Raw genomic sequence first — 14,609 nt, forward strand, 5'->3', positions numbered from 1 at the left:
CGCATGCTCACGAGGCGAGCCGGACCTGTGCCTCTGCGTGACGCAGTGCCTCGTGCAGGATCGCCTGCACCACGGCCGCGTACGTCGTCCCCGCAAAGCGGATGACGGCGCCGATGGAGGTGATGTTCTCGTCCTCCGACAGCCCGCACTGCGCGTTGACCTCGAGCACGAGGAGGTCGCCGGTGCGTGCGTCCATGCGCAGGTCCACGCGACCGTAGCCGGTGCCGCCGACGGCCTCGTACGCGGCCCAGCTCACGTCGTGGAGGCGCTCGCGCAGCTCGGCGGGGGCCGGCGCGTACTGCCAGAGATCCTCGCCCGCTCCCACGGGCGCTTCGCGCTCGTAGAACTCCCACAACCGATCGAACGAGAGGAAGCGCTCGGTGGGCGGGAGGTTGCGGTTGAAGACGCGCTCCACCGCCGGATAGACGATCGCCTGGTCGTAGGCGCGCGCATTGCCCACGATGAAGGTGGTGAACTCGGGGCCGTCGACAAAACGCTCGACGAAGAGCCCGCCCTCGGCCAGCGACCAGCCATGCACCCCTTCACGGAGCGTGGCCAGCTGCTCGTTGAGTTCACGCGGGGTGGAGACGACGTTCTTGCAGCCGATCCCCATCGAGCCCGCGGAGACGGCCGGCTTGAGGATGATCGGGGCGGGGATGCGCGAGAAGATGCCCGGGACGCGCTTGGCGGTGGCGGGGATCACTTCCCACGGCGACGTGGGGACGCAGGCGGCCTCGAAGGCCGACTTCATCGTGATCTTCGACGTGGTGATGTCGTAGAAGTGCTCGTCCGCCCCGGTGTAGGGGAGTCCGCTCTGGTCGAGGTAGCGCACGACCGAGAGCCCGGGACAGCCGTTGATCTCATCGCCGTCACACAGGTTGAAGACGACCGGACGACGGTCGCGCGACTCGGCGGGGATGCGGTCGATGACGTCGCGAAAGGACGCCATCGTCACCGGCTGCCAGCGATACTCGAGGTCGAGCGCCGCGAAGGCGCGATCGAACTCCGCCTCGCCGGTGCTGAAGTCGTAGTAGTACTGGATCGTGGGGTCGTCGCTTTCGACCTGCGGGACGAGCACCCAGACGAGGAGCGGGGCAGAAGCGCGATCGCCAACACGGTCGTTGGCGATCGCGCCGCGCGCATTCGCACGTCGCTTACGGAATCCCGATGGTGATCGCCTCAATGGCGCACGGGGGCTCAGAGCAGCACGCGCCGACTTCGTCTTCCGGATGGCGCGGCGCAGGAAACGAGGGGCCCGGAGTTGACGGGCGACAGTATCGCGCATGAAACGCGTTTCGTCGAGCGTGAATTTCACTCGAATGCCGGCGTGTGCGTTGCAGCGGCCGCGCGCACCCCGTCGCGTTGCGTGCGCCGTGCGCTCTGCGCACGCGACCAACGACGGGCTATCGCGTCAGCGGTGCGAGCTTCACGAGCCCGTTGAGCATGTCCGACGCGAAGAGCGCCGTCCCGGTGAAGTGCACTCCCCACACGAACGCTGCCCCCGCATCGAGCGCCCCGGTCGCCTTGAGGCGCCCCGCGAGCCGCATGTCACACCGCCCGTCAGCCGCCTTCTGCAGGAGGGTGCACGTCCCGATGTTCCCGCTGACGTCGAGCGCTTGCACCCCGCCGTTGTAGTACGCCGCGTAGAGGATGCCGCGCGCCTCATCGACCGAGAAGTTGTGCGTGCCGGCGCCCGGGACGTTGAAGAACGCCACCTCTTTCGGCTGCGACAGGTCGGAGATGTCGATCACGTGGATATCGCCTGAGGACGACGAGAAGAGCGTCGCCGCCCCTTCCTGCCCGATGAAGGCGTAACGCTTGCTGTTGGTCGCCGGGTCGTGGAACCACCAGATGTTGTGCACCTCCCCGTTCTTCGTGACCAGGCGCCCGACCTCGGTCGGGTTCTGCAGCGTCCCGCCCTTGCCCCCTCCGCCGATGTCCCAGATCACGACGCCGTCGTTCCAGAGCGCGGTGAACAGGAGCCCGTCGCGCACGTAGACGTCATGGATGAACGGATTCCCCATGTCGCGATACATCACTTCGCGCGGGTTGGCCGGGTCGCTGAGGTCGACGATCATCAATCGCGACGGATGCGCCGAGGCGCTGTTCACCGAGAGGAAGGCGTACAGCTTCCCGTTGATGCGCTGCAACTCGGTGGTGTGCACGCCGCGCTGGATGTTCGGCGAGGTGAACCGGGCGAGCGCACGTGGCTTGGTGGGAGTGGTCAGGTCGTAGATCTCCACCGATCCCGGGGCCAGCTCGGTGGGAAAGACGAGCAGCTTGCCGTCGTCGCTCACCTGCACATCGCCGGTGGTGCGCACCGAGCCGCCACCCTGCACCGGCGGGACGATGACCGAGTCGACGAGCGTCGGCGCCCCCTTCACGTCCCAGATGAAGATCGCGTTTCCCGTCACCGCGGGATTGCCGCGTGATCCCCACGTGCTCGTGTACGCGTAGTCGCCATGGACCCACACTTCGGCGGTGTAGCGATTGGTGAGCGCGCCGCGCCCGCTCACCGTGATCGTGGTCGGCGTGACCGGGTCGGGGACCGGGGGGACGGGGGTGACGGGGGTGGCGGGGCCATCATCCCCTCCGCAGGCCATGGCGAGGACGACGGCGGCCGCGACGGAGGCGTGGCGAACACGGGTGCCTGACGAGCGAGGGGGCATGAAGCGCGGGGCAGAAGACGGGAGACGGGTGGGACGCGACAATGACCTCAGCCGCGTCCCAGCTGGGCAGCACCGTAGCGACCAAAGCGTGGGCGCATCACGCCGGCGTGCAGTCGTATACCAGCGGACCACATCCAGAGTTGCGAGGCGTCGTAGAAAACCTCGGGATCGAGCGCCGTGGGGTGCGTCGTGGCGCGCGGGCGCAGCCAGGCTCCTTCGGCAAACGGCGTCAGCTGCAGCCGCCCCCATCGCACCGGGGGGGCGCCGACGTTCACCGTCACGATGTGCCAGCGCGTGCGGCCGAGGATGTTGAAGTCGAGCAGCGGGCGCACCGAGCGATACGGGTCGTCGAGGCGATCCTCCTCGGGGCGTTCGGTGCGTTCGACGCGGGCCGACAGTTCGACCCCCTCGAGCGCCACCATCCCCTCGGCCAGCCACGACGAAAACGAAAAGATGTCGGCCTTTCGCGCATTGCCCTCGCGCGTGCGCCCCCACTCGGCCATCGCATACCGCAGCGTGCCTGTGGGGCGCACGAGACGCAACGAGGCGGCTTCCTTGCGCTGGTCGAGCCCCTCACCGGTGGCGAACTCCGGCGACTGCACGTGTGCGGCGCTCGCCGAGAGCTCGACGCCGAGCGGGGTGAGGGCGGTGAGGCGCGCGGCCCACGAGTCCATCGCGCGTCCGGCGTTCGGCCAGTCGGAGGGCCCTTCGGGCTCGTCGCCGTTGAAGCGTGCGACCTCGAGGGCGACGGGCGCCAGGCGCAGCGTGCCGACGACGAGCACGCGCTCCATCACCTGCGCGATGTGGTGGTTGACCGGGTACTTCACGAAGGGGCGCACCATCGGGTCGTCGCTCCCGAAGGGGACGAATCCCTTGCCGGCGAAGAGCGACGTGGCCATGGGGCCGCGCGTCGCCATCCCCCCGAGCATCACCTCGTGCAGGTAGGTGTGCGGGTGTCGGCGGTCGATGAAACCCTCGCCGTAGCCGCCCGGGTTGAGCTCGCCGCGACCGAGCGTCCACCCTTCGAGGTTGAGCGTCCCCACCGCCTGCAGCCGTCCACCCGCCAGCTGCACATTGCCGAACAGCATGGGCTGCGTGAGGTAACCCTCGGTGGCGGTCCGACCGAACGCGGCGGGTTGGGCGCGCGTGCCGAGGGCGATGGCCATGGCGCCGGCACTCCACCGGCGCGCGCTATCGGCGTGCGACGTCCCGGCGTGGTGCGTGGGGGGATGCTGCGCGGTGAGCGTGCACGGGGCCACGAAGGAGGCCACGGCCCCGACGAGGGCAACGCGTCGCGCGACAGACTGCGTAACACAGTGCGCAACGCGGCCGCGTGCCGGTTTGCGGCTCACGCACGGCACGCGGCCTTCTCGTCGTTCGGGACGGGTGGGGCCGAGCCTAACGTTTCTCGTTCGCGGCGGCCGGGGCGGTGGCGCTGTCCTTCGACGTCGCGCTGTCCTTGGCCGCGCTATCGGTCGCCGTGGGCGCCGACTCCACGAGGCGCGCGGTGCGGATGAAGTCGAGCTTGGGGAACTCCTTCTCCAGGTACGTGTTCCCCTGCCGCATGAGGCGCATCTGGTCGGGGCCGAAGCCCGCCGGCGGGCCGTCGCCGTAGCCGGCATAGAGCGAGTCGACCACCGCCATCCCCTCGATCACTTCGCCCACCGGCGCGAAGTCCATGTCGTCGAGCATGCGGTTGTCGACGAGGTTGATGAAGACCTGCGTCGTGCGCGTCCCCGGGCCGCCCATGGCGAACGACATGCGACCGCGCGTGTTGCTCTGCGCGACGGAGTCGTCGGGGATGGCGAGGTTCTCCCAGGCGGCGTTGACCGCTGGGTCGCCGTGCACGCCGAACTGCACCATGAAGCCGGTGACGGCGCGGAAGAAGCGCGTGTTGTCGAAGAAGCCGCTCTGCACGAGCGAGTACAGCCGATCGACCCCCTTGGGCGCCCAGGCGCGATGTGCCTCGAGGACAAAGGCCCCCTTGCTGGTCTCGAAGCGCACGCGGAACGAAGGCGGCGCCTCGGCGGACGAGGCGGGGGGGAGCCCGACATCGGAGGCTCCCTTGGGCGCCGGCTTGCCGTCGGTGCCGCAGGCGGTGGTCAGGAGCGAGGCGGAGGCGAGGAGCAGGGCGGTGCGACGGACAGAACGCAGCATGACGAGACCTGGCACGAGCAGATGGAGTCGAAGTCCCCGCGAAGTCGGGGAGAGGTGAACGGCTGTGACGAACAACGGTTGGTCGGGCGAAATGGTGTCGAGGAGCGCGCTCTCTCGCCCGGCGTTGGGGTCAGCGTAGCGCCCGTGCGTCGAACCGCGCGATGCGCCCGCCGCTCCCCGAGGCGAAGAAGATACCATCGCGGGCGGCGCGCACCGCGTGATATCCGACGCCGTCGAAGGGGGTCCACTGCATCCCGCCGTTGCGCGAGATGTCGCTCCCCTTTGGCCCCACCGCGATCCCGACGGGTGAGCCGCGGCTGGAGAGAAAGAAAGCGACACCCGAGCGATAGCCGGCAGGCGGATTGGGGGTGATCAGGCGCCACTGGGTGCCGTTGAGCGTGGCCGCCGCGTTGGCACGCGTGGAGTCGTCCTGCGCATAGTGCCCACCGACCACCATGAGCCCCTGTCCCGGGATCTCGGCGACCGAGAAGATCCCCGCCGACGATTCCCCCGAGCGGATCGGCGTGTCGTACGCGATCCACTCGCGGCCGCGGTTGATGCTGCGGTGCAGGCGCGCCACGGCGCCGCCGGTTCCGATCCACGCGACCATCTCGTCGCCCCCGCCCTGCAGGAGCAGCGAACTCCCGCTGGCGGCAAAGGCCGCTTCGCCCGGTGCCGCGACGGGGCGCTGTTCGAGGGGCGGCTCGCGCCACGTCTCGCCGCCGTCGTTGGTGACGAGGAGGAAGAAGCGCCCGCCGATGGGGTCGCCTAACGCCATCCCGTGCTGGTCGTCCCAGAAGTCGATCGCGTCGAGGAAGACCGTCGTGTCGCTCGCTTGGTAGCGCAGCGACCAGGTGCGGCCGCCGTCCGTGGTGCGCCAGATGCGCCCGGCGGTGGCGGCGACGTGCGCCACGCGTGGGCTGCGCGCATGCACCGAGCGCAGGTCGAAGGCCGCCGCGCCGGGGATGGTGTCGAGCGACCAGGTCGCCCCGCCGTCGGTCGAGTGCACGACCGTCCCCTTGCTCCCGCTCGCCCACACGGTGCGTGAGTCCACGACGCTCAAGCCGCGTAGCGACGCCGTCGTCCCACTGTGCAGCGGGGTCCATTGCGCCGGGGCCTCACGGGCGGCGAGGGTGACGGCGACACCGAGGAGGAGGCGACTCGTCAGGCGCTGGACCGATGGCGCGGACGAAGCGGACAAGGCGGGCATGGTGAAATGGCGGGGGAGGGAGGTATCGTGCATGCGTCCCGGCGCGGCCGGCACTCCCGTAATCTCGCGCGCTGGCGAGCGGGGGCAACCGGCGACCACCCGCGTCGTGCCGTGACTCGGCGCGATGTGATTCGGGGCGCAGTGGCACCGCGCTCGATGGCGTGGTGCCACCGTGCACCAGGTCTCGGCGGGGCATCGCACGGCGCGTCGGGGGGGGACCCGTGCCTCGCGGCGACGCACCGGTGAGGTGTCTCGCGTCGACTGCTCCACTCCTTTCACGTTCTGGTCCTCATCATGCCGTCCCTCCTTCGCACGCGGTTCCTCGTCATCGGCAGCGGTGTCGCCGGGTTGCACACGGCGTGGCGGGCTGCGGCCAACGGCGAGGTCCTCGTGCTCACGAAGCGCACGTTGCACGACAGCGCGACCTCGTACGCCCAGGGCGGGATTGCGGCGGCGCTGGGCGCCGGCGACTCACCGGAGCTGCACCGGCAGGACACACTCGCCGCCGGTGCCGCGCTCTGCGATCGCGAGGCGGTCGAGGTGCTGGTGGAGGAAGGGCCGGCGCGCGTGCGCGAGTTGCAACTGGCGGGGGCGGCCTTCGACCTCGGCACCGACGGCAAGCTCAAGCTCGGGCGCGAGGCCGCGCACTCGCGCCGGCGCATCGTGCACGCGCACGGTGATCGCACGGGGGCCGAGGTGGCGCGTACGCTCATCGAGCGCGTGCGGGCCACCAAGAGCGCGAGCGTCCTGGAGCACGCCCGCGTGCTGGAACTCATCGTCGAGAAGGGGCGCTGTGCGGGCGTGCGGGCCAGCGTGATGGGGCAGGCGGTGGAGATTCGCGCCGACGCGACCGTCTTCGCCTCGGGCGGGTGCGGGCAGATCTACCGGTACACGACCAACCCGGTCGTCGCCACCGGTGACGGCTTCGCCATTGCGCACCGCGCGGGGGTGCGGCTGGCGGACATGGAGTTCGTGCAGTTCCACCCCACGGCGCTCGACACCCCGGAAAACCCGCTCGCCCTCATCTCCGAGGCGGTGCGGGGCGAGGGGGCGACGTTGTGCAATGCCGATGGCGAACGCTTCATGCTCGGTCGCCACAAGCTCGCGGAGCTGGCCCCGCGAGACGTGGTGGCGCGCGAGATCTTTCGCGAACGGCAGCGCACCGGCGAGGTCTTCCTTGACGCGCGCAAGATCGGCCCCGGCTTCGTGCAGCGTTTTCCGGGGATCTTCTCGCTCTGCCAGCACCGCGGGATCGATCCGCGTCGCGACCTCATCCCGGTCACCCCGGCGGCGCACTACATGATGGGAGGGATCGTCACCGACCTCGCCGGGCGCTCGTCGCTCCCGCACCTGTATGCCTGCGGCGAGGTGGCGTGCACGGGGGTGCACGGGGCCAATCGCCTCGCCTCCAACTCGCTGCTGGAAGGGCTCGTCTTTGCCGAACGTGTGGCGCGCGACATGCACTCGGCGCCGCGCACCGCCGTTCCGCGCAAGGCGGGGCAGTGGGACGTCCCGCCGCTCTTCGATCGCGGGGCCGCGCAGGTGGCGGCCGACAGCATTCGCCAGTTGATGTGGGACCACGCAGCCATCGACCGCAACGCGCGCGGGCTGCGCAAGTGCCTCAACGCCCTCAACGACATCCACGCGCGTCTCGACGAGGGGATGACCGAGGAGCGCAACATGTGCGAGACGGCGCGCCTGGTCGCGGCGGCGGCGCTGGCGCGGCGCGAGTCGCGCGGCGGGCACTATCGCAGCGATTACCCGAAGGCCAAGGGGGAGTGGCGCGGCAAGCACATCGAGTGGTGAGTCGCCGTGCGATGGTCGCGCGCGTGGATTGACGCGTCGCGCGATTGCCGCGCGCGTGGCTTGACGCGTCGCGCGATTGACGCGCCCGGCGGTTTGACGCGCCGGGCGCGTATCGGTAGGTTCGCCGCATGATTCGCCCCTCGTGCGTGCGCCGGCTCGGCGCGGCGGCACTCGCGCTCTGGTTCGGCATCTTCATGGCCGAATCGGTGATGCTTGGTGCCTGCCCCATGCACGGTGGCGGCGAGGGCGGGGCGGCGCACGCGGAGATGAGCGGGGTGCCGCACGCGGCGATGAGCGCGGCGGCGCACGCGCAGGTGACGGCCGCGACGCCGGCGAGCACGGCGGGGGCGCATCTCCACCACACGGCGGCGCCTAGCGGGGACGACGCCGAGGCGCCGAAGACTCCGTCGCCGTGCGACTGCCTGGCCCAGTGCCTCGGCGGGGCGGTGGTCGCCGTCGCGCCACCACTCCTCACGCTTGACGTGTCGGTGGTGCAGGCGGCATCGGCCGCGGTCGTGCCGGCGGAGCGGGCACCGCGCTCCCTGGCGCCGCACCGCCTCCCCTTCGCCATCCCGCCCCCCGCGGGCGTGCGGGCAGCCTAACGACGATCCCGCGCCCGGGCCCTGCCCTGGCGTGGCGAACGCCCGCACGTCGCGCACCCGCGATGGTGCCGCGTCCCCAGCCGGGGACGACGGCGCTCGTTGCCGGCGACGGAGGGTCATCCCCCGCGTGGTGGCGGGAGAGAGTCGTTGCGAGGCGCCCGCTTCCGATGATTGGACTCGGAATCACGCCGCTCGCCCCTGTGCGCTCGCCCCATTCGTGGCGGTCGGGCGCCTTCACGTCACGCACTCCTGGACGACATGACTCCTGCATCCCTTCGCGTCGCGCGCCTGCGGGCCGTGCGCGCGCTCTCACTTGTCGCACTCCTCGCGGCGCCGGTCGGCGCCGCGCACGCGCAGTCGAGTGCCTCCCAACCGGTCGCCCTGCGCTTTCGAGCGACGGTCGACAACCAGCCGTTTGCCTGCGGCCAGTCGTACTCGGGGATCGGCACCACCAAGGGGACGATCTCCGTCACCGATTTCCGCTTCTACGTGCACGACGTGCGCCTCGTCGACGCCAGCGGGCGCGAGGTCGCCGTCCAACTCGACTCGGACGGACTCTGGCAGTCGAATGGCGTGGCACTGCTCGACTTCGAGGATGGGAGCGGTCCCTGCTCCAACGGCAACGCCGAGTTGCGCGACGTGGTGGTCGGCAGCGCGCCGGCCGGGAGCTACACCGGCGTGCGCTTCACGGTTGGCGTTCCGTTCGACCTCAACCACCGCGACCTCACGCAGCAGCCGTCGCCGCTCTCCCTGTCGCGTTTGTTCTGGGCGTGGAACTCCGGGTACAAGTTCATGCGCATCGACATGAAGTCCGGGCCGACGCAATCGTGGGTCCTGCACCTCGGCAGCACGGAGTGCCTCCCCACCGGGACGCCGTCGACGATTCCCACCAAGTGCGCGTGGGGGAACCGTCCCGAGATCGCCTTCGCATCGTTTGACCTGTCGCGCGATGTCGTTAACCTCGACCTGGCCGCGATGCTGCGGACGGCGAACGTCTCGGTGAATCAGCCGAAAACGGCGATGGGGTGCATGTCGGGGCAGGCCGACTCGGACTGCGCCCCGGTCTTCGCGGCGCTGGGGCTCCCCTTCGGCACCACCAAGGGTGGGGGACAGTGGGCCTTCTCCGTGGCACGCGGCGGTGGGGCGGCGGGCAACGCTCCGGCTGCCGCCCGGTGAGTCCCGTGTCACGCGCGCACACGTTGCGGCTGGCGGCGATCGTCGCGCTCGTGGGGTCGGGCGTCGCCGTCGCCAGTGCGCGACCGTCGATCGCTCGGCCACGCGCGGCGTCGACCGCGGTGGCCGACTACGAGTGGCGGCTCCCTCCTGGCTTTCCGCGTCCGCGCGTCCCCGCCGACAACCCGATGTCGGAGGGGAAGGTCGAGCTCGGGCGGCGCCTGTTCTACGACGTGCGCCTCTCGGGGAACCAGACCTTCAGCTGCGCCTCCTGTCACCAGCAGGCGCGCGCCTTTGCCGATGCCCTGCCACGCGGCGTCGGCTCCACCGGCGAGGTGCATCCGCGTGGCAGCATGTCGTTGGCCAACGTGGCGTACTCCCCGGCGCTCACGTGGGCCAATCCGAACATGAAGCGCCTCGAACAGCAGGCGCTCGTCCCCATGTTCGGCGAGTCGCCGGTGGAACTCGGCCTGGCCGGGAAGGACGACGAGCTGCTCGCCCGCCTGCGTGGCGACGCCGACTACCCACGCCTGTTCGCCGAGTCGTTCCCGAGCGATGCGGCGCCGATCTCGCTGGTGAACATCACGCGTGCCCTCGCCGCCTTCGAGCGCACGCTCATCTCCGGCAACTCGCCGTACGATCGCTTCGAGCGCGGCGACACGTCCGCGCTGTCACCCGCCGCCCGGCGTGGCGCGCAGGCCTTCTTTGGCGAGACGCTGGAGTGCTTTCACTGCCACGGCGGATTCAACTTCACCAACACCGTGGACTTCGTCGGGAAGGGGTTCGTCGAGGTCGAGTTCCACAACACCGGCCTGTACAACCTCCGGGGGACCGGCGCCTATCCGGCGGATAACCCCGGGCTCAAGGAACACAGCGGCGACCCCGCCGACATGGGGAAGTTCAAGGCACCGACGCTGCGCAATATCGCGGTGACCGCTCCCTACATGCACGATGGATCGGTCCGCACGCTGGCGGAGGTGATCGCGCACTACGCAGCCGGTGGTCGCACCGTGCATGCCGGGCCGAACGCCGGCGTCGGGCGTCGCAATCCGTACAAGAGCGGCTTCGTGAAGGGGTTCACGCTCACGCCGCGCGAGCGCGCCGACCTCCTCGCCTTCCTCCACTCGCTCACCGATTCGTCCTTCCTCGCCGATCCACGATTGGCGAATCCCTTCGCCCGTCCGGCGGCCCCAGGCGCGGCCCATGCGGCGCCGAGTGGCGCACCGTCTCGTGACAGGTGATAGTCTTCAACGCCTCACCCCCTCATCCAATGATTCCGACCTTTCGTACTGTATCGCGCATGGCCACGACGCTCGGCCTTTCGCTCGCCGGCCTGCTGGCGGTGTCGCTCCCGATCCGCGGCGCCATTCCATCTGCGAACGCGGCCGCGCTGGCCCCGGGCGTGGCGTCGAGCAACGCCCCGTTCCATCTGCGACTCGAGAAGTCCGAACCGTCCAAGGGGGCGGTGCTCGACGCATCGCCCACCGTGATCCGACTCTTCTTCTCCCTCCCGCCCGAGATGGCCGTGACCGCGATCAAGCTCTCGGACGCGGCCGACAACGCCATCACGCTCTCCGCGCCGCGACGCGGGGCTGGGGCCAAGGACCCTGTCGAGGCTGACGTGAAGCAGGCGCTCGCCGCGGGAACGTACACGGTCTCGTGGAAGACGTCGTCGAAGGACGGTCACCCGATCAAGGGCGACTTCACCTTCACGGTCAAGTCCGCGGGCAACTAGCGGGTGATGGCGCTCCTCGTCGGCGAGACGGCGCAGGCGGTCGTTCGCGCGCTGCTCTTCGCCGGGATCATGGGGGTCGTGGGCGGGACGCTCTTCGCGTACCGCCTCGCCCCCGCGTTCGATGGGGAGGCGCTTCAGGCGGAGGCGCGCGTGGGAGCGAAACGCGTGTTGCGCCTGGCGGGTGTGCTCCTGTCTGTCGTCGTCGCCTGGCGTCTCGTGCAGCAGGCGGCGGCGTTTGCCGATGCCCCAGAGCTGTGGCGGTCGGCGGTCGGGTTGGTCATCACGAAGACGACATGGGGCACGGGGTGGCTCGTCCAGGCCGTGGCCGTTCCGCTCGTCCTCGCCTCGGCGCTGCGCGAGCGGTCGTCGGGCGGCGTGGCGCCGTTCACGTTAGGCGCCGGGCTGCTCGCGCTGGCCGCGTCGCCGGCGCTCTCGGGGCACGCGATCGGGGCGCCGCGCCTCGCCACCGTCGCAGTGGTCCTCGACACGGTGCACGTCGTTGCCGCCGGCGCGTGGCTCGGGACGCTCGCCGTCGTGGCGTGGGTCGCCCTCCCCCTCGCACGACGCGCCCCCGACGGCACCATGCTGCGCGTGCTGGCGCGCTTCTCTCCCATCGCCCTCGCCAGTGCGGCGGCCCTCGCCGCGAGCGGTGTCTTCGCGTCGTGGCTGCATCTCGAGTCGCTGCAGGCGCTGTGGGCCACCGACTACGGCATGATGCTCGTCCGGAAACTCGTGGTCCTCGCCGGCGTGGCCGCAACCGGAGCCTACAACTGGAAAGTTGTCACGCCGCGGCTCACGACCGCTGCCGGGTTGCCGTCGCTCCGCCGGTCGGTGGCCATCGAACTCACCCTCGCCGTCGTCCTGGTCGCGATCACGGCCGTTCTCGTCGCCACCCCCCTGCCGGCCGAGGGGTAGCGCTCGGCGCGGGGGGCCGCGTCGCACGACGGGCTCGGTTCTCGCGACGGCCCGCGGCTCCGTGGTCATCGGCACCGCTGGGCGACTAGATTGCCGCCCATGACTCCCGCGTCGCCTCCTCAGTCCACGACCGAATCCGCCCGCGATCTCGCTGCGCGCATCCGCGCCCTGGCAAGCGAGAAGCGCGCCGTGATCCTCGCCCACAACTACGAGCGCCCCGAGGTGCAGGACATCGCCGACTACGTCGGCGATTCGCTCGGGCTCAGCCGCGAAGCGGCGCGTACCGATGCCGAGGTGATCGTCTTCTGTGGCGTGCACTTCATGGCCGAGACGGCCAAGATCCTCTCGCCCGGCAAGACGGTCCTCCTCCCCGATCTCGGCGCCGGCTGCTCGCTCGCCGATACGATCACGGCCGCCGAACTCATCGCATGGAAGCGGGAGCACCCCAACGCCGTCGTCGTCAGCTACGTGAACACCACGGCGGCGGTGAAGGCCGAGACCGACTACTGCTGCACGTCGGGCAACGCGGTGGACGTGATCAACGCGATCCCGGCCGACCAGGAGATCCTCTTCCTCCCGGACATGTTCCTCGGCGCCCATGTGCGTCGCGTGACCGGGCGCGACAACATCCACGTGTGGATGGGGGAATGCCACGTGCACGCCGGGATCACTCCGCAGTCGCTGGCCCGCCAGCGGGCTGAGCATCCAGGGGCCGAGGTGCTGGTGCATCCGGAATGTGGCTGCTCCACGAACGTGCTCGAAGCGATGTCGGCCGGGGCGATTCCTAACGAGGGAGTCCAGGTCCTGTCGACCGAGGGGATGATCCGGCGTCCGGGGATCTCCCACGCGACGTCGTTCATCGTCGCCACGGAGACGGGGATCCTTCACCGGTTGCGCCGGGCCAATCCCGACAAGACGTTCTTCGCGGCGAGCGATCGCGCGGAGTGCCAGTACATGAAGATGACGACGCTCCCCAAGCTGCTGCTTGCGCTCGAACGGATGCAGCACGAGATCACCGTTCCGGACGATGTGGCGGCGCGCGCGCGGCTGGCGCTGGAGCGGATGGTGAGCATCGGCGGAAGCCAGGCCGCGCATCAGGCGCCGCCCGGGATACTGGGCGAGTAGCCGGAACGGAGGAGCGGGGCCGCCGTTTGATGCCGCGGCCATCGGGGTGCCATCGGGAGGACCAGGAACCTGCACCGGGGGAGAACGCGATGTCGATGCACGAAGACCCCGTGACGCCGCCGCGCCGTGTCACGCCGCTGGATACGCCAAGCATCGATCGGCGGACGTTGCTGCGCTTCCCGCTGCACGAGACGCAGGTCGCGGCCCTGGTGCGCAGCGCCCTCGAGGAAGACGGCGCCTTCAACGACGTCACCACCATTGCCACGGTCCTCAGCGACCGGCGCGCGCGCGCCCGACTGGTGGCGCGCGAAGCCGGCGTGGTCGCCGGGCTCGCGCTCGCGATCGAGGCGTTCCATCAGCTCGATGACAAGGTGTCGATACGCGTCGATGCCGAGGACGGGACGCGGGTGGCGCGCGGCGACTCGATCCTCTTCCTCTCGGGGCATGCACGCGGCTTGTTGTCTGCCGAGCGGGTGGCGCTCAACTTCCTGCAGCGCCTGTCGGGCGTGGCGACGCTCACGGCGCGCTATGTGGACGCGGTGAAGGGGACGCGTGCCCGCATCCTCGACACGCGCAAGACGACGCCGGGGTGGCGTGCGCTCGAGAAGTACGCCGTGCGCTGTGGTGGCGGGGTGAACCATCGCCTCGACCTCTCGTCGGCGGTCCTCATCAAGGACAACCACCTCGTGGCAGTCGAGGGAGACGTGGGCGTCGCCATCCGCCGCGCGCGCGACCTGGTCTCGGCATCGGCCACCGTCGAAGTGGAGTGCGAGACGATCGCCCAGGTGAAGGCCGCCCTCGAGGCGCGCGCCGACATCATCCTGCTGGACAACATGTCGAACGACGAGATGGCGGCGTGCGTCACGCTTGTCGATGCCCGTGCCGTCGTCGAGGCATCTGGCGGCGTGAACCTGGATACCGTGCGTGGCATCGCGCAGACGGGGGTCGATCACATCTCCGTGGGCGCACTCACGCACTCGGCGCCGTCGATGGACCTCGCGCTCGACTTCGAGTAGAGCGTTCGCGCCCCATCCCAGTCCCGCGCCATGCCTGACGAGCCCCGCCCCATCCCGGGCGCCGAATGCTGCCCGGTCTGCGGCTCCGAGAAGCTGCAGGAGCTGCGCTGCAAGGTCATCTGCCTCAACTGCCGGACGATCCTGCAGAGCTGCGCCGACTTGTAGTGACATGGAGGTGCGCGCCCCGTTAGGCGAACGCCG

General features: G+C 70.3%; 13 protein-coding genes. 8 read left to right on the forward strand and 5 right to left on the reverse strand.

Annotation, left to right across the window (positions count from 1 at the left end; translation table 11 throughout):
• Nucleotides 1–7: 7 nt before the first annotated feature.
• The 5 genes from IPN47_17585 to IPN47_17605 form a co-directional block, all read right to left on the reverse strand.
• Entirely contained in the window at nt 8–1,078 is a 1,071-nt protein-coding gene (locus IPN47_17585) for a hypothetical protein (GenBank protein ID MBK9409818.1), read from the reverse strand.
• A 325-nt stretch (nt 1,079–1,403) separates the two neighbouring features.
• A complete protein-coding gene (locus IPN47_17590; protein ID MBK9409819.1) occupies nt 1,404–2,603 on the reverse strand; it encodes a hypothetical protein in 1,200 nt (399 codons plus the stop codon).
• Nucleotides 2,604–2,716: 113 nt separating this feature from the next.
• Nucleotides 2,717–3,940: a hypothetical protein gene (locus IPN47_17595; protein ID MBK9409820.1), complete on the reverse strand. Its 1,224-nt coding sequence runs from the start codon at nt 3,938–3,940 to the stop codon at nt 2,717–2,719.
• Between the two features lie 127 nt (nt 3,941–4,067).
• Entirely contained in the window at nt 4,068–4,826 is a 759-nt protein-coding gene (locus IPN47_17600; protein MBK9409821.1) for a peptidylprolyl isomerase, read from the reverse strand.
• A gap of 130 nt (nt 4,827–4,956) precedes the next feature.
• Entirely contained in the window at nt 4,957–6,027 is a 1,071-nt protein-coding gene (locus IPN47_17605) for a hypothetical protein (protein ID MBK9409822.1), read from the reverse strand.
• Between the two features lie 303 nt (nt 6,028–6,330).
• On the opposite strand from IPN47_17605, the gene IPN47_17610 reads away from it, so the two are divergent.
• The 8 genes from IPN47_17610 (at nt 6,331) to nadC (ending at nt 14,408) form a co-directional block, all read left to right on the forward strand.
• Nucleotides 6,331–7,842: an L-aspartate oxidase gene (locus IPN47_17610; GenBank protein MBK9409823.1), complete on the forward strand. Its 1,512-nt coding sequence runs from the start codon at nt 6,331–6,333 to the stop codon at nt 7,840–7,842.
• Nucleotides 7,843–7,970: 128 nt separating this feature from the next.
• On the forward strand, nt 7,971–8,444 hold the full coding sequence (locus IPN47_17615) for a hypothetical protein (GenBank protein ID MBK9409824.1): 474 nt from the start codon (nt 7,971–7,973) through the stop codon (nt 8,442–8,444).
• A gap of 258 nt (nt 8,445–8,702) precedes the next feature.
• Nucleotides 8,703–9,620 (forward strand): metallo-mystery pair system four-Cys motif protein, encoded by a 918-nt coding sequence (locus IPN47_17620; GenBank protein ID MBK9409825.1) that lies wholly within the window; start codon nt 8,703–8,705, stop codon nt 9,618–9,620.
• Nucleotides 9,621–9,625: 5 nt separating this feature from the next.
• A complete protein-coding gene (locus IPN47_17625) occupies nt 9,626–10,858 on the forward strand; it encodes a di-heme enzyme (protein ID MBK9409826.1) in 1,233 nt (410 codons plus the stop codon).
• A 59-nt stretch (nt 10,859–10,917) separates the two neighbouring features.
• Nucleotides 10,918–11,352: a copper resistance protein CopC gene (locus IPN47_17630; protein MBK9409827.1), complete on the forward strand. Its 435-nt coding sequence runs from the start codon at nt 10,918–10,920 to the stop codon at nt 11,350–11,352.
• Nucleotides 11,353–11,358: 6 nt separating this feature from the next.
• The gene (locus tag IPN47_17635) at nt 11,359–12,267 is read left to right on the forward strand and encodes a CopD family protein (protein MBK9409828.1); all 909 of its coding nucleotides are present in this window, start codon (nt 11,359–11,361) and stop codon (nt 12,265–12,267) included.
• 99 nt (nt 12,268–12,366) lie between these two features.
• Nucleotides 12,367–13,392 (forward strand): quinolinate synthase NadA, encoded by a 1,026-nt coding sequence (gene nadA, locus IPN47_17640; GenBank protein ID MBK9409829.1) that lies wholly within the window; start codon nt 12,367–12,369, stop codon nt 13,390–13,392.
• 89 nt (nt 13,393–13,481) lie between these two features.
• Nucleotides 13,482–14,408 (forward strand): carboxylating nicotinate-nucleotide diphosphorylase, encoded by a 927-nt coding sequence (gene nadC / locus IPN47_17645; GenBank protein ID MBK9409830.1) that lies wholly within the window; start codon nt 13,482–13,484, stop codon nt 14,406–14,408.
• Nucleotides 14,409–14,609: the final 201 nt, after the last annotated feature.

The sequence above is a fragment of the Gemmatimonadota bacterium genome, assembly GCA_016719105.1.
In the GTDB taxonomy this organism is placed as follows: Bacteria; Gemmatimonadota; Gemmatimonadetes; order Gemmatimonadales; family Gemmatimonadaceae; genus SCN-70-22.